This is a genomic window from Amycolatopsis eburnea, assembly GCF_003937945.1.
GTDB lineage: Bacteria > Actinomycetota > Actinomycetes > Mycobacteriales > Pseudonocardiaceae > Amycolatopsis > Amycolatopsis eburnea.
In genome coordinates this window covers 1,447,842-1,461,667 of the sequence record NZ_RSEC01000058.1, presented here as the reverse complement: position 1 = coordinate 1,461,667, position 13,826 = coordinate 1,447,842, and the positions used below count along the sequence as shown (strand labels likewise).

At 71.1% G+C, this 13,826-nt stretch carries 16 protein-coding genes; 9 read left to right on the top strand and 7 right to left on the bottom strand.

Annotated features, from left to right (window positions below; genetic code table 11):
• Positions 1-112 precede the first annotated feature (112 nt).
• Positions 113-1,465: a TrpB-like pyridoxal phosphate-dependent enzyme gene (locus EIY87_RS32030; protein WP_125313511.1), complete on the bottom strand. Its 1,353-nt coding sequence runs from the start codon at positions 1,463-1,465 to the stop codon at positions 113-115.
• A gap of 65 nt (positions 1,466-1,530) precedes the next feature.
• Between EIY87_RS32030 and EIY87_RS32025 the strand changes: the two genes are divergently transcribed.
• The 4 genes from EIY87_RS32025 to EIY87_RS32010 are packed head-to-tail and all read left to right on the top strand — an operon-like array spanning position 1,531 to position 4,861.
• Positions 1,531-2,388: an arginase family protein gene (locus tag EIY87_RS32025; RefSeq protein ID WP_125313510.1), complete on the top strand. Its 858-nt coding sequence runs from the start codon at positions 1,531-1,533 to the stop codon at positions 2,386-2,388.
• Complete coding sequence (locus tag EIY87_RS32020; RefSeq protein ID WP_125313509.1) at positions 2,385-3,047, top strand: dienelactone hydrolase family protein; 663 nt, start codon at positions 2,385-2,387, stop codon at positions 3,045-3,047. The genes EIY87_RS32025 and EIY87_RS32020 overlap by 4 nt, the downstream gene beginning before the upstream one ends.
• Before the next feature lie 29 nt (positions 3,048-3,076).
• On the top strand, positions 3,077-3,538 hold the full coding sequence (locus EIY87_RS32015) for a phage tail protein (protein ID WP_125313508.1): 462 nt from the start codon (positions 3,077-3,079) through the stop codon (positions 3,536-3,538).
• Positions 3,539-3,544: 6 nt separating this feature from the next.
• Positions 3,545-4,861, top strand: coding sequence for a hypothetical protein (locus EIY87_RS32010; RefSeq protein WP_125313507.1), 1,317 nt, complete (start codon positions 3,545-3,547; stop codon positions 4,859-4,861).
• Positions 4,862-4,904: 43 nt separating this feature from the next.
• Here EIY87_RS32010 and infA read toward each other — a convergent pair whose 3' ends face one another.
• The 3 genes from infA to EIY87_RS31995 form a co-directional block, all read right to left on the bottom strand.
• The gene (gene infA, locus EIY87_RS32005; protein WP_086862560.1) at positions 4,905-5,126 is read right to left on the bottom strand and encodes a translation initiation factor IF-1; all 222 of its coding nucleotides are present in this window, start codon (positions 5,124-5,126) and stop codon (positions 4,905-4,907) included.
• Complete coding sequence (locus EIY87_RS32000; protein ID WP_125313506.1) at positions 5,126-5,866, bottom strand: GNAT family N-acetyltransferase; 741 nt, start codon at positions 5,864-5,866, stop codon at positions 5,126-5,128. Before EIY87_RS32000 ends, infA begins: the two co-directional genes overlap by 1 nt.
• Positions 5,867-6,047: 181 nt before the next feature.
• Positions 6,048-7,442, bottom strand: coding sequence for a hypothetical protein (locus EIY87_RS31995; protein ID WP_125313505.1), 1,395 nt, complete (start codon positions 7,440-7,442; stop codon positions 6,048-6,050).
• Positions 7,443-7,563: 121 nt separating this feature from the next.
• Between EIY87_RS31995 and EIY87_RS31990 the strand changes: the two genes are divergently transcribed.
• The 4 genes from EIY87_RS31990 (at position 7,564) to EIY87_RS31975 (ending at position 10,869) form a co-directional block, all read left to right on the top strand.
• Positions 7,564-8,187: a VOC family protein gene (locus tag EIY87_RS31990; RefSeq protein WP_125313504.1), complete on the top strand. Its 624-nt coding sequence runs from the start codon at positions 7,564-7,566 to the stop codon at positions 8,185-8,187.
• Positions 8,188-8,194: 7 nt separating this feature from the next.
• Entirely contained in the window at positions 8,195-8,884 is a 690-nt protein-coding gene (locus EIY87_RS31985) for an 8-oxoguanine DNA glycosylase OGG fold protein (protein ID WP_125313503.1), read from the top strand.
• A 39-nt stretch (positions 8,885-8,923) separates the two neighbouring features.
• A complete protein-coding gene (locus tag EIY87_RS31980) occupies positions 8,924-9,763 on the top strand; it encodes an Fpg/Nei family DNA glycosylase (protein WP_225440146.1) in 840 nt (279 codons plus the stop codon).
• A gap of 311 nt (positions 9,764-10,074) precedes the next feature.
• Positions 10,075-10,869, top strand: a complete 795-nt coding sequence (locus tag EIY87_RS31975; RefSeq protein ID WP_125313502.1) for a PIG-L family deacetylase — start codon at positions 10,075-10,077, stop codon at positions 10,867-10,869.
• 7 nt (positions 10,870-10,876) lie between these two features.
• Here the strand turns inward: EIY87_RS31975 and EIY87_RS31970 are convergent, their stop codons facing one another.
• Positions 10,877-11,275, bottom strand: coding sequence for a RidA family protein (locus tag EIY87_RS31970; protein ID WP_125313501.1), 399 nt, complete (start codon positions 11,273-11,275; stop codon positions 10,877-10,879).
• A gap of 49 nt (positions 11,276-11,324) precedes the next feature.
• Between EIY87_RS31970 and mtnA the strand changes: the two genes are divergently transcribed.
• Complete coding sequence (mtnA, locus tag EIY87_RS31965; protein ID WP_125313500.1) at positions 11,325-12,290, top strand: S-methyl-5-thioribose-1-phosphate isomerase; 966 nt, start codon at positions 11,325-11,327, stop codon at positions 12,288-12,290.
• On the opposite strand, the gene EIY87_RS31960 is transcribed toward mtnA, so the two are convergent.
• Both EIY87_RS31960 and EIY87_RS31955 read right to left on the bottom strand, forming a co-directional pair.
• The gene (locus EIY87_RS31960; protein ID WP_125313499.1) at positions 12,287-12,511 is read right to left on the bottom strand and encodes a ferredoxin; all 225 of its coding nucleotides are present in this window, start codon (positions 12,509-12,511) and stop codon (positions 12,287-12,289) included. The genes mtnA and EIY87_RS31960 overlap by 4 nt on opposite strands.
• Positions 12,505-13,695, bottom strand: a complete 1,191-nt coding sequence (locus EIY87_RS31955) for a cytochrome P450 (protein ID WP_125313498.1) — start codon at positions 13,693-13,695, stop codon at positions 12,505-12,507. Before EIY87_RS31955 ends, EIY87_RS31960 begins: the two co-directional genes overlap by 7 nt.
• Positions 13,696-13,826 lie beyond the last annotated feature (131 nt).

Here is a 13,826-nt window from a genome sequence, read left to right as displayed (position 1 = left end):
CCGTTCCCTGATGGCGCTGGCCATGCTCGCCCTCGGCGGTCACCGACCCGACCTCCCAGGCCGGTGACCACCCACAGATCAATACGAAGAGCCCCTTAACGGCACGCTGGAACTACGGCAGGGTGGCCAGCGAGGCTTCGAGGGTGGCCGCGGACAGCTCGTTGTCTACCATGTCGCCGGCCAGGTAAGCGCCGTACGCCGGCAGGTCCAGGTGCGCGTGGCCGCACAACGCCGTGAGGATCACCTTCTCCTCCCCGGTTTCCTTGCACCGCAACGCTTCCTGGATGCACGCCGCGAGCGCGTGCGTCGGCTCCGGCGCCGGGATGATCCCCTCCGAGCGCGCGAACCGCACCCCCGCCGCGAAGCACTCCTGCTGCCCGACGGCGATCGCCTCGATCAGGCCGAGCTCGTAGATGTGCGAGATCAGCGGCGACATGCCGTGGTAGCGCAGGCCGCCCGCGTGGATCGGGTCCGGGATGAAGTCGTGGCCGAGCGTGTGCATCTTGAGCAGCGGCGTGAGCCCGGCCGTGTCGCCGAAGTCGTAGGCGTACGTGCCGCGCGTCAGCGTCGGGCACGCGGCCGGCTCGACCGCGCGGATCACCGGGTCCATCCGGCCGGCCAGCTTCTCGCGCAGGAACGGGAAGGCGAGCCCGCCGAAGTTCGAGCCGCCGCCGGTGCAGCCCACGAGCACGTCCGGGGTGTCGCCGGCCAGCTCGAACTGCTTCAGCGCCTCTTCGCCGATGATCGTCTGGTGCAGCAGCACGTGGTTGAGCACGCTGCCCAGCGCGTACCGCGTGTTCGGGTCCTGCGCGGCCTGCTCGACGGCCTCGCTGATCGCGATGCCGAGGCTGCCGGTCGAGTCCGGGTGCTCGGCGAGGATGGCCTTCCCGGACTCCGTCAGCTCGGACGGGCTGGGGTGGACGGTCGCGCCGAACGTCTCCATCATCAGCTTGCGGTAGGGCTTCTGGTCGTAGGACGCCCGCACCTGCCAGACCTCGCACTCGAGGCCGTACTGCGCGCAGGCGAACGCGAGCGCGCTCCCCCACTGGCCGGCCCCGGTCTCGGTGGTCAGCCGGGTGACGCCCTCCTGCGCGTTGTAGAACGCCTGCGGCACCGCGGTGTTCGGCTTGTGTGAGCCGACCGGGCTGACGCCTTCGTACTTGTAGTAGATCCGCGCCGGGGTGCCGAGCGCCTTCTCCAGCCGCCGCGCGCGGAACAGCGGCGACGGGCGCCACAGCCGGTAGACCTCCCGGACCTCCTCCGGGATGTCGACATAGCGATCGGTCGTCACTTCCTGGGCGATGAGCGCCTGCGGGAAGAGCGGCGCCAGGTCGTCCGGCCCGACCGGCTCGCGGGTACCGGGGTGCAGCGGCGGCGGGGGTGGCTCGGGCAGGTCGGGAACGACGTTGTACCACTGCGTCGGGAGATCGTCTTCGTCCAGGATGTACTTGGTGCGTTCGGCCATCGCGCCTCCTAGGTCGGTCTCCCAACTTAGGACGCGACCGGGGCGAGAGCCAGTACGGTGACCCGGTGGGGAACTTGATCCTGCTCGACGCTCCGTCCAACCTGGGCCTGCGCCCGCCGGCCGAGGGCGCGGCGCCCGGCTGCTACAAGACGCCGGGGGTGCTGCGCGACCTGGGCATCCTGGGCCGGCTGGGCGCGTCGGACGGCGGTGTCGTGACGCCGGGGCGGTACGTGGGCACCTGGCAGCCGGGCGACGGCGTCCGCAACGCGGCGGCGATCGCGTCCTACACGCGCGCGCTCGCGGACCGGATCGCGTCGATCCGCGCCGGCGGCGGCTTCCCGGTGGTGCTGGGCGGCGACTGCTCGATCTCGCTGGGCGCGATGCTGGCGCTGCGCCGGTCCGGCCGCTACGGCATCGCCTACCTCGACGGCCACGACGACTTCCGCCACCTGCCCGCCGCCGACCACGTGGGCGCGGCGGCGGGCGAAGACCTGGCGATCATGACCGGCCGCGGCGCGGACGACCTCGCCGCCATCGACGGGCTCCGGCCGTACGTCCGCGACGAGGACGTCCTGGTGCTGGGCGTGCGGTCCGCCGAGTCCGCCCAGCTGGCGGCGGCGGGCATCGCCCATGTCACGTCGGAGGCGCTGATGGCCGGCGCCGCGGTGCCGCCGGCGTTCGCGGGCCTGGACGGGTTCTGGGTCCACGTGGACATCGACGTCCTCGATCCCGAGTACGTGTCCGCGGTGGACAGTCCCGACCCCGGCGGGCTCGACCCCGCGACGCTGGTCTCGGTGCTGCGTGAACTGCTGGCGCGGCCGGGCGCGGCGGGCTTCGAGCTGACGGTGTTCGACCCCGACCTCGACCCGGACGGCCACCAGGCCGCACTGGTCGCCGACATCCTGGAAAGGGCACTGCGATGACCGACCTCCCGATGTGGCACCCGCCGTCCGGCCGCGGCCCCGGCCTGGTGCTGATCCAGGAGATCTTCGGCCTGGACGACTACCTGCGCTCGGTGGCCGCGGACCTGGCGGCGGCGGGCTACGTGGTGGCGATCCCGGAACTGTTCCGGCGCACGGCGCCCGGCTGGTCGTCGACGCACGACGAGGCGGGCGTCGCGGCGTCGATGGAGGTGGCCGCGTCGTTCGACCCGGAACTGGGGCTCGCGGACGTGCTGGAGGCGATGGCCCACCTCCGTTCCCTGCCGTCGGTGGCCGGCGGCGTGGGCCTGCTGGGCTTCTGCCTGGGCGGCTCCCTGGCCTTCGCGGCGGCGGCCGAAGGCGACCCGGACACGGCGGTGTCGTTCTACGGCTCGACGGTGGCGGCGTCGATCGCGGACCTGTCCCGGGTGACGTGCCCGATCCAGTTCCACTTCGGCGGCCAGGACCCGTACATCCCACGCTCGGACGTGGCGCTCGTGGAGGCGGCGGTGGCCACGCACCCGGGCGCGGAGATCCACGTGCAGGAGGAGGCGGGCCACGCGTTCCACAACCACGTCGCCCCGATGTTCCACCACCCCGAGGCAGCCGCCCGCGCCTGGACCCTGACGACCGAATTCCTGCGGCGCGCCCTGCCCGCTTAGAAGCACCCGACACCGACTCAGGAGGAGCCATGCCCCGCGCCGTGGACTTCACGACCGTCTCGACCACCGGCCTGGAGTCGTCCCCGGTCGCCGCCGCCCTGGCCGGCCTGCGCGCGAACGAGGCCCGGTACTTCAAGAACAAGTACGACCACGTGTTCACGGTTTCCCCCGCGGCCGAGGTCCCGTCGGCCGTCGAGTGGGTACACCGGATCCTGCGGGAGGAGCGCGGCATCGTCATCGAGTCGCGCCCGCTCGAAGCGACGGCGTTCGAGGTCGAGGGCATCCGGATGGCGTACGTGTTCTACGAGAGCGGCCTGTCGATCAACGTGATGTACACGATCGAGGAGTCCGGGAAGCGCGCGGTGGGGTTCAAGCTGTCGGAGGGGATGGCGGTGCCCGCGGAGCTGGACGGGTTCAAGTTCGCGCGCCAGAAGTCAAAGCTGGCAGGGACGATCCGGGGCTCGTACTTCGTGATCAAGAAGGAGTACTGAGCCGGATTGGAAGCGAACGAAGACTGGGACGACGACTGCTGGCCTGAAGATCCACCAACCACGTACATCGAGGCAATCGCCCGGCTGAAGGCCGAGTCAGCCACCCGATCGGACATCCGCCTCGAGTGGAGTGGTAAACGCGGCTCGAGAGAAGACGCGCGACTCGTCTTCTTGAACTACGACGGCACCGAGAAGTTCGTGCGGCGCATCACTTCGGCCGAGCACCTGGACGCCTTCAGCCGGATCGTCCGGACGGCGCATCCGATTCCCCGACGGCACTCGCTGTGGTACCCGGAGGAGGACCGCATCACCGCGCGCCTGGCCGGAGACCGCGATGAGCTGGTCACCGTGTTGGCCCATCGGATGGTCCGGCTCAAGCCCCGCACAACGGTGCCGCCGGACAGCATCCTCGGGCGAGACGTGCTCGGCGAGCTCGCCGAGCACGGATCGCTCGTGACAACGCATCCTGCGATCCCGGCGAGAAGTATCCGATTGAAGACGGCGAGCCCAGAACTGGTGACGCTGTACCGTCGCCGGTACCAGGGCGGGAGCTGGGTGGCACTGGAACTCACGGGATTCGGAATCTCGGACCTGGCGGCCGCCGAACAAGTACTCGTCGACCACGGAACGAGCTACCTGCACGAGATCGCCAATTCCGCGGACCTCTCATTCCGCCTCTGGGACTCGGCCTACCGCCTGACCTCGGGAGGACCGGCGACCGCGACCGGCAAGATCCGGTTTCCCAGCCGCAAGTACGACACCATTCCAGCCGGACTCTACTCGGCGGGCGGCCGCACCGACCGGGACCCGCTCGAGCGTTACCTCAAGTACTACCAGGTTCTCGAGTACTACATGCGGCAAGCCGCCGACGATCTCGCGACACGGCAGAACGCCCCGAGCATCGGCAAGGCGACCACCCCGTTCCCCTCGGGCAACCAGGCGAACGACAGCCTCCGCTTGGAGCGGAACAAACTCTCCGCGGTCATGGAGAGGGCGGCGACTGCAGTGCAGGCGGGAGGATTTCTTCGCGGGAACCGGAGATTTCAGGTCTTGTGCGATCCGACCGTCATCGAAGACGTTCACGTGCTCCCGGCCGACGCCGCCGGAAATCCCGTCGCCGGACACGACTACCGGCCTGATCTCGTCGCGCGCGTGTACGAGATTCGATGCCGGATCGTCCATGCCAAGGAAGGTGGTGCGGGCAAGGCCGCCAAGCCGCTACTCCCGGACAGTCGGGAAGCCCGGGATCTAGGCGCGGACATCGAAGTTGTCCGATGGCTGGCCGACCGGGTCCTTCGCCACTGGGCCGGATCATTGCCGTGACCGCGCGTCGCCGGGGCGCGGAGCCCCGGCGACGGCGGGGCACTCAATTCCGGTACCGGAACAGGATCCGACCCCGGTTCAGGTCATACGGGCTCAGCTCCACCAGCACCCGGTCGAACGGCAGGATCTTGATGTAGTTCTTCCGGATCTTCCCGCTGATGTGCGCGAGCACCTTGTGCCCGTTCTCCAGCTCCACGCGGAAAGTCGCGTCGCGGAGGCACTCGAGCACCGTGCCTTCGACTTCGATCCCGCCCTTGCCGCCCATCAGCGCACCACCAGTTCGACGGTGCTGCCCGTGCGACGCGCGCCGACACCGGAGGCCAACGCGATCGCCGCCGGATTGCCTTCGTCGACTTCGAACGAAACGGACTCGATGCCCTTGCCGTACAACGAATCCAGCACGTAGGTCAGCAACGCCCGCCCGATCCCCCGGCGCTGCCGGTCGGCGCGGACCGCGATCAGCCCGAGCCGGGTCTGGCGCCGCACCGGTCCAAGGCGAACCAGGCCGACGTACGCGCCGGACTCCGAAGCCACGACGTACTTGGCCAAGTCCATTGTGGCCGGAGCCAGCACCTCGGCGGGCATCGAAGACCACCCGACCGAAGCCGACACCTCCGCGCGGACGGCGTCGTCGAGCGAACGCAACAGGTCCTCGTCCGTCGCCGGGGCGATGGTCACGCCGGCAGGAGACCCTGGCGAAGTGGGCACGACGTACTCCCACTCGCGCCGCCGGATCGCGAAACCGGCGCGCTCCCACTGGGTTTTCAAGGCGCTGTCGGCTTCGTCGACCACCGTGTACAGCGGCCTCGGCAGGGCGGCCAGCATCGCGGACGCGAGACGCGCGAACTCCGCGTCGTGCCACGTGTCGATGCTGAGGAACAGGCGCCCGTCGGGACGCGTGGACGCTTCGCCGCGGCCGACCACGCGGTCGTCGGACAGGGCGTGCCACTGGTGCTCCGCCACCCGCGTGATCACCACCGCGGGTTCGGAATGCAGAGAATTCATGGGATTGCCTTTCGGGAGTGCTTCACTTGCAGCGCTCCCGGCGGCCCCTGCGTCAGCCGCCAGACCGTGACAACGAGGGGAGCACCCACTGCGATCCAGCGTTCACGGGTCCCACCTCCTCGGGCAAAATCACGGTTCGACGGCAAGCTACCAACCCCTCGCGACCCCGTCCAACGGTTTTTCAGGGGTGCTCGTCCAGCCACCGGCTCGCCGTGCCGATCGGGTCGTGACCGGCGAAGCCTTCGAGCTTGCGGGCGTGGCGGCGCAGGGACTCGGTGATCTCGGCCTCGGTGCGGCCGTGGCGGTCGGCCGCGATCTGCAGGTGGGCCGCGCTCTCCTTGACCTCCCAGGCGAGGTCGGACATCAGGTTGCCGGCCAGCGCCGCCAGTTCCTGCCACGCCGGGAACGGCCCGTCCGTCGTGTCGGACACCCCGAGCTCGGACGAGCGGTACCAGGCGGCGCCGCACATCGAGCCCCAGTAGACGAGGTCCGCGCCCGCGTTGATCTGCTTTTCGATCTGCGGCAGCGTGTCGGTGGCGAGGAAGTGCAGCACCTCCAGGTCCACTTTGATCCCGCTGACGTCGACGACCTCGAGCAGTTTCGGCTTCGGCATCGCGAACGACCCCGACCGCCGCGTGACGGTCTCCATCCCGTCCTTGATCTTGCCCTTGATGTCGTCCTCGCAGCCGCGGATCGTCCGCGCCAGCGTCTTCAGCGCCTCCGACGCGCTCGCGATCACCTTCTCGGGCGTGCCGCCGGCGAACTCGACCGGCTGCTTGTTCGGCTCGTCACCGGCGTTGAGCAACGTCTCCAGCGCGGGGAGCGCCGCGCCGACGCCGGCCAGGATCGGCTGCGCGGGCGTCGGGAAGGCCGCCGCGAGCGCGAACAACGCGGTGATCGTGCCGAGGTCGGCGACGGCCGAGCCGCGGTCCTTCATCGCTTCGAGCATCTTCTCGGCGATGGCGTGGACGTCCTCCCGCGCCTTCGCCCAGATCTCCTTCTCCCCGAGCAGCGTCACGCCGGCGAGCAGCGCGACGGCGTACTGGCCGTGGAGCACCGTCGGCAGCGGGGTGCAGAAGTTCTGGTCGAACGCGAAGATCGTGGCGCCGCGCATGTTCTCGCCGCCGATCTTCTCCTGCAGGTAGCCGACGGTGTCCAGCGCGGCGTTGCCGACCGAGCTGACCCGGTCGGCGGCGCTGGTCAGCGACACCGACCAGGCGGCGTCGCGGACCTGGTCGAGGTAGTCGTCGAAGGCCGCCGGGTCGGGGATCGTGCGCCACGGGCGGAACAGCTCGCGGATGGTCGTCTCGAAGTGGCCGTAGACCAGCGAGCCGGCGTTGCGGCCGGCGCCGTACTCGAAGCCGCCGTAGTAGCCGGGAAAGCCGCCGCCGATCACCTGGCCGCCCGACGTGCGCGAAGGGCTGCCGGGCGGGGTGATCTGCGTGCCGTCGCCGGCCGGCCACTGTTCGTAGTTGCCGTGGACGTTGCGCCGCCAGCCGCGCGAGGCCATGAAGAACTCGATCGCCTCGTCGATGATCCGCTCGACCATCTCGTCCACCTGCTCCGCGAACCCCATCGCCGTCCTCTCGTGCCGTGCCGGGTCAGCCGGACCACGCGCGACTGGGCCGAACGGTTTAGCGCGGACCGGTCAGGAATCGAGAAGCGCCGGCCGGCGGCGCGGACCTAGCGTTACCGGCATGACGAACATCGACACCATCACCCTCGAGGTGGCCGACCCCGCGGCCGCCGAGCGCTTCCACGCCGCCGCCTTCGGACCCACCGTCCCGCTGCGCTTCCGCGCCGCGCAGGAGCCGTCCACCGGCTTCCGCGGCTTCACCCTCTCCCTGGTCGTCGCCCAGCCCGCCGACGTCGACTCCCTGGTCGGCACGGCCCTCGAGGCCGGCGCGACGACGCTCAAGGCACCCGCGAAGTCCATGTGGGGTTACGGCGCGGTCGTCCGGTCCCCGGACGGGACGATCTGGAAGATCGCGACGTCGGCGAAGAAGAACACCGGCCCGGCCACCCGCGAATTCGGCCAGGTCGTGCTGCTGCTGGGCGTCGCCGACGTGGCGGCGAGCAAAAAGTTCTACGCCGACCACGGCTTCACCGTCGGCAAGAGCTTCGGCCGGATGTACGTGGAGTTCGAGAGCACGAGCCCGGTCAAGCTGGCGCTGTACCGGCGCAAGGCCCTGGCGAAGGACGCGGGCGTGGCCCCCGAGGGCACGGGCTCGCACCGGCTCGCGGTCAACGGCACGGCCGAGCCGTTCACCGACCCGGACGGCTTCGCGTGGGAGACGACGGCGACGGCCGAGCTGTCCTGAAGGCTTCGTGGCCATCGAACGCTGTAATGAGCGGCTCTGCGAAGACAACTACCCGCGCATGCCGTACGTTTCCTTGCCCGGCGAGGGCCGCCCGATTTCGGTCGACCCGGCCCGTTGGGCGGAGCGGCTCCCGCCGGGAACGTGGCCGCCGGACTTCGCGCTGACCGGCGAAGTCCGGCGCACCGAGGTGTTCTCACTCGCGGATCGCTGGCGAGCCGAAGACGTCTCGACCGTGCAGTTCACGGCCGGGGTCCTGGCCTGGGGCCACGGGATCCGCGGCTACGGGCCGCACCGGACCACCCGGGTCCTGGCACAGCCGGACGCGGCCGGACGCCTGGAAACGGCGCTGGGCCCGCTTCGGGCGGACGTCACCCCGGACGTCGTGCTCGACTGCTACGAACGGTTCGGCACCACGGCGAAGGTGCCCGGCCTCGGGGCGGCGTTCTTCTCGAAGCTCCTCTACTTCGCCGGGTACCGCCGCGGCGAAGGGGGCGTCCAGCCGTTGATCCTCGACCAGGTCGTGGCGCGACGGCTGCCCGAGGACGCAGGCCCGGCCCGGAAGTACACGACGGGCTGGTGGACCAGCACCTGGTCGGACTACCTGCACTGGGCCGCGGCGCAAGCCCGTCGCCCGGAGTACGGCAACGAGCCCGACCGAGTCGAAATCGCCCTGTTCGCCGGCACTTGGACCGCCTGACTTCTGCGCACCCCCGCCGCGGTCGGCAGACTGGACCGCGTGCCGGAACTCCCCGAAGTGGAACTCGCCCGCCAGGTCCTCGCCGGGGCGCTCAACCGGAAGATCCGGGACGTCGACGACCACGACGACTGGGTCTGCCGTCCGCACGCGCCCGGGGACATCCGGGCCGCGCTGCGGGGCGGCAAGCTCACCGGGGCACACCGGCGGGGGAAGACACTGTGGTGTGAAACCGAAACCGGCCGCGGCAGCGCCGGGCCCACGCTCGGCCTGCACCTCGGGATGGCCGGGCAGCTGCGGTTCGGCGACGAAAGCGGCCCGCCCCGGCGGCGGCGTGATCGGGACGAGAAACCCGAGTGGTTCCGGTTCGGGATCACCTTCGCCGACGGCGAACAGCTGCGGTTGTTCGACCCGCGGCGGCTGGGCCGGGTGCGGCTCGACCCCGATCTCGGCGCGCTCGGGCCCGACGCCGGCGAAGTCTCGCGCCGGGACTTCCGCGAGCGCGTCGGGCGGGGACGGGCGCCGCTCAAGGCGCGGCTGCTGGACCAGTCGGTCGTCGCCGGGATCGGGAACCTGCTGGCCGACGAGACCCTGTGGCAAGCCGGGCTCAACCCCGCGCGGCCGGTCGGCGAACTGGACGACGACGAGCTCACCGGACTCCACAAGGCACTGCGGAAGTCCCTGCGCGCGGCGATCAAGCACGGCGGCGTGCACACCGGCGAGCTGATCGGCCACCGCCGCCCCGGCGACCACTGCCCCCGCTGCGGCACCGAACTGGCGCACGGCACCGGTCGGCGGCCGGTCGACCTGGTGGTGCCCGAAGGACCAGGCCGGCTGACACCCCCGAGGTTCGCGGAGGGCGGCCGTCGAGCGCCCCCATGAGGTTTTCTCGGTAGCGGCTGTGAGCGCGGGCGTGCCGGGTGGCCCGGTCGGCTGCGGCTGCGCCCCCGTCAGCGCGGCTACCGAGAAAACCCCGATGTCACGGCTGGCGCGGGCCCTCCTCGATCACGTGCAGCACCACCCCGCGCAGGTCGACGATCTCCTCCCCCAACGGCCCCGGGTGCGCCTCGTCCGACCGGCGGCACTACCCGAACACCACCTCCGGACGCCGTGGCGTGGTCAGCGGCGGCCACCGACGAGAACCGCACGGCGGCGAGCGGTTTTTGTCGGACCCTTTCGGTAGCGTCGCGGACATGGCAACACTGGTCACCTTCCACGCCCACCCGGACGACGAGTGCCTCCGCACCGCGGGCGTCATGCGCAAAGCCGTCGAAGAGGGGCACCGGGTCGTGCTCGTCGTCGCCACCAAGGGCGAGGTCGGCGAGGTACCCGACGGCTTCCTGGCCGAGGGCGAAAAACTCGAGGACCGGCGGGTCCAGGAGGCGCACGCGGCCGCGGCGATCCTCGGCGTCGAGCGCGTCGAATTCCTCGGCTACCGCGACTCCGGGATGATGGGCGAGCCGACGAACGACGACCCGTCGTGCTTCTGGCGCGCCGATGTCGAAAAAGCGGCCGAGCAGCTCGCGGCGATCCTGCGCGAAGAATCCGCCGACGTCCTGACGGTCTACGACGACAACGGCGACTACGGCCACCCGGACCACATCCAGGTGCACCGCGTCGGCATCCGCGCCGCCGAGCTGGCCGGCACGAGCCGCGTCTTCCAGGCGACGTTCAACCGCGAATTCATGCAGCGCGGCTTCGAAGCGGCGGTCGAGCAGGGCCTGATGCCCCCGGAGGCCGCACCGAAACCCCCGGAGAACGTCGAGTTCGGCAAACCGGAAGCCGAGATCACAGCGGCGGTCGACGTGGCGAAGTACGCGCCCGTGAAGCGCGCGGCGATGCGCGCGCACCCCAGTCAGATCAGCGAGGAGATGTTCATGCTGGCGATGCCGGACGACGCGTTCGCCTTCGCCTTCGGCACGGAGTGGTTCATCCGGTGGGGGCAGGGGCCGGGGATCACGGAAACGGACCTGATGGCCGGTCTCTGAACCGCGGTCAGCCGAGCGCGGCCGTCACGTCCAGCTCCACCAGCTGGCCCGGGTACCCGAGCTGGGCGACACCGAGCAAGGTGCTCGCCGTGCTGAAGGCCGCGCCGATCGGGGACGCCGTCAGCCGCGCCCACACCGCCGAGAGGGTCTCGCGGTCGTCGGTCACCACGTAGATCACCGTGCGCACGACGTCCGCGGGCCCGGCGCCGGCGAACTCCAGCGCGGCCACCGTGTTGGCGACCACCTGGTCGGTCTGGGCGAGCACGCCGCCCTCGACCACCGAGCCGTCCGCGGTGAGCGGGCACTGGCCGGCCAGGTACACCGTGCGCGTCGCCGTGCTCACCGTCACGTGGTGGTAGCCCGGCGGGGTGTGCAGGCCGGGCGGGTTCTGCCGTTCAATGGTCACAGCCGCATCATCACCACCGCGGCAACCGGATTTCGCGGGAGGCAGCTTCGTGCGCAGGACCATCGACTGGGCGGACGGCGCCGTCGTCATCATCGACCAGACGGCGCTGCCCGGCGAGTACCGGCTGCTCGAACTGCGGACGGTCGGCGAACTCGTCGACGCCATCAAGAGGCTCGCCGTCCGCGGGGCGCCCGCGCTGGGGGCGGCGGGGGCGCTCGGGGTCGCGCTGGCCGCCCGGCTGGGTGGCGACGTCGCGGCGGACGCGGAGCTGATCGCCCACGCGCGCCCGACCGCCGTCAACCTCGCCTGGGGTGCCCGGCGCGCGCTCGCCAAGCTCGATCAGGGTCCTGACGCCGTCCTCGCCGAGGCGCGGGCCCTGCTGACCGAGGACGAAGAACTCAACAAGACGGCGTCCGCGCACGCCGCCGAGATCGTGCTCGCCGAGTGCCCGCGCCGCCCGCTGCGGCTGCTGAGCCACTGCAACGCCGGGCACCTCGCGACCGTCGGCTGGGGCAGCGCCCTCGGCGTCGTCTGGCACCTGCACGAGCGCGGGCTCGTCGAAGAGGTGCTCGTCGACGAGACGCGCCCGCTGCTGCAGGGCGCCCGGCTGACGGCGTGGGAGCTGGCGCAGGCCGGCGTCCCCCACCGCGTCCAGCCCGACAGCGCCGCCGCGGCCGCGATGGCCCGCGGGATGGTCGACTGCGTGCTCGTCGGCGCCGACCGGATCGCGGCGAACGGCGACGTCGCCAACAAGATCGGCACCTACGGCCTGGCGCTCGCGGCGCGGCACCACGGTGTCCCGTTCGTCGTGGTCGCGCCTTCGTCCACTGTGGACGAGCGGCTCGCGGACGGCACGGGCATCACCATCGAGGAACGCGACGCCCGCGAGCTCACCGAGTACGCCGGGGTGCCGGTCGCGCCGCCGGGCACCGAGGTGTTCAACCCCGCCTTCGACGTCACCCCGTTCGGCCTGATCACGGCCGTGGTGACCGAACGGGGGCGCCTGGCACCCTAGGGCCGCGGGCCGATCTCGCGGCCGCCGTCGGTCACCGTGATCGCCATCGCCGGGCACGAGTCCGCCGCGTCGAGCACCGTTTCGTCGCCGTCGACCGACGACGTCACCGTGTGCGCGACGGCGCCGTCGAGCGCGAACACCTCCGGCATCAGGGCGGCGCACATCCCCGACCCGATGCAGGTGTGTTCGTCGATCCGCACGTCCCAGCTCATGCTCACCATCCGATCGGCATCGACCGCGGTCCGCGGACGAGCATCTGCGTCTTCCACACGATATCGCCGGCCAGGTGCAGGCCCGGCATTTCGGTGACCAACGCGCGCAGCGCCTCCTGCAGTTCCAGCCGGGCGAGCGGCGCGCCGAGGCAGTGGTGGACGCCGTGGCCGAAGCCGAGGTGGTGGTTGTCGCCGCGGTCGAAGCGCAGCTTCTCGGCGTCGTCGAACTGCAGGCCGTCGCGGTTCGCCGCACCGACCGCGACCAGCACCGGCTCCCCCGCCCGCACGAGCACCCCGCCGACCTCGACGTCTTCGGTGGCGTAGCGCGCGAACCCGGCGCCCGCGCCGAGCGGCACGAACCGCAGCAGCTCCTCGACGGCGGCCGGGATCAGGTCCGGGTCGGCGACCAGCCGGTCCCAGTGCTCGTGCTGGTCCTGCAGCGCGTAGACGAAGTTGGGGATCTGGCTCGCGGTCGTCTCGTGGCCGGCGACGAGGATGCCGACGCAGAGGTCGACGAGCTCCAGCTCGGTCAGCCGGTCGCGCACGTCGCGGGCCTCGATCAGCGCGGTCATCAGGTCGTCCTGCGGCGCGGTGCGGTGCTCGGCGATCAGGCCGCGCATGTAGTCGCGCAGCTCTTCGCGGTTGCGCTCGAACTCCTCGGGCGTGAGCCCGCTGGTGGACAGCGCGGCGTCGCTCCACACGCGGAACTTCGGCCGGTCGGCGACCGGGACGCCGAGCAGCTCGCAGATCACCGCGACCGGGATGGGCAGCGCGTAGGCGTCGACGAGGTCGGCGGGCGCCCCGGCCGCCTTCATGTCCGCGATCAGCTCCGTCGCCAGCGAAGCGACGCGCGGCCGCAGCAGCTCGACGCGGCGCATGGTGAACGCCTTCGCGACCAGCGTCCGCAACCGGGTGTGGTCCGGCGGGTCCATCTGCAGGATCCCGCCGTCCCGCTGCGCGGGCATGCGCCGCGGCGCGTCCTTCTCCTTCTCCATCGCCCGCGAAAACCGGCGGTCGCCCAGCACGAGCCGGGCATCGGCGTACCGGGTGGCCAGCCACGCCGGCTCCCCGTAGGTCATCTTCACCCGGACCATGCCCTCGGCTTCCCGAGCGGCCGCGTAAGCCTCGTTGAGGTCGAGGCCCGCCTCCTCGTTGAACGGGTACGAGAGCGGCTCGGTGTGGGTGACTGTCATGCGGAACCCCCGTGCTCCAGATTTGTAAGCAGCTGCTTACAACGCTACACAGGACGAGGGCTCACGTCGAGCGCCGATCCGACCACTCCGCGTCACCGCGGTAACGGAAAGTTTCCGTCCACATGTCACGG

Coding starts and splice junctions, on each gene's coding strand:
- EIY87_RS32030 (WP_125313511.1), bottom strand. CDS start 1,465: ATGGCCGAACGCACCAAGTACATCCTGGACGAAGACGATCTCCCGACG.
- EIY87_RS31990 (WP_125313504.1), top strand. CDS start 7,564: ATGACGAACATCGACACCATCACCCTCGAGGTGGCCGACCCCGCGGCC.
- infA (WP_086862560.1), bottom strand. CDS start 5,126: ATGGGCGGCAAGGGCGGGATCGAAGTCGAAGGCACGGTGCTCGAGTGC.
- EIY87_RS31960 (WP_125313499.1), bottom strand. CDS start 12,511: ATGGTGAGCATGAGCTGGGACGTGCGGATCGACGAACACACCTGCATC.
- EIY87_RS31955 (WP_125313498.1), bottom strand. CDS start 13,695: ATGACAGTCACCCACACCGAGCCGCTCTCGTACCCGTTCAACGAGGAG.
- EIY87_RS31975 (WP_125313502.1), top strand. CDS start 10,075: ATGGCAACACTGGTCACCTTCCACGCCCACCCGGACGACGAGTGCCTC.
- EIY87_RS32020 (WP_125313509.1), top strand. CDS start 2,385: ATGACCGACCTCCCGATGTGGCACCCGCCGTCCGGCCGCGGCCCCGGC.
- EIY87_RS32015 (WP_125313508.1), top strand. CDS start 3,077: ATGCCCCGCGCCGTGGACTTCACGACCGTCTCGACCACCGGCCTGGAG.
- EIY87_RS31995 (WP_125313505.1), bottom strand. CDS start 7,442: ATGGGGTTCGCGGAGCAGGTGGACGAGATGGTCGAGCGGATCATCGAC.
- EIY87_RS32000 (WP_125313506.1), bottom strand. CDS start 5,866: ATGAATTCTCTGCATTCCGAACCCGCGGTGGTGATCACGCGGGTGGCG.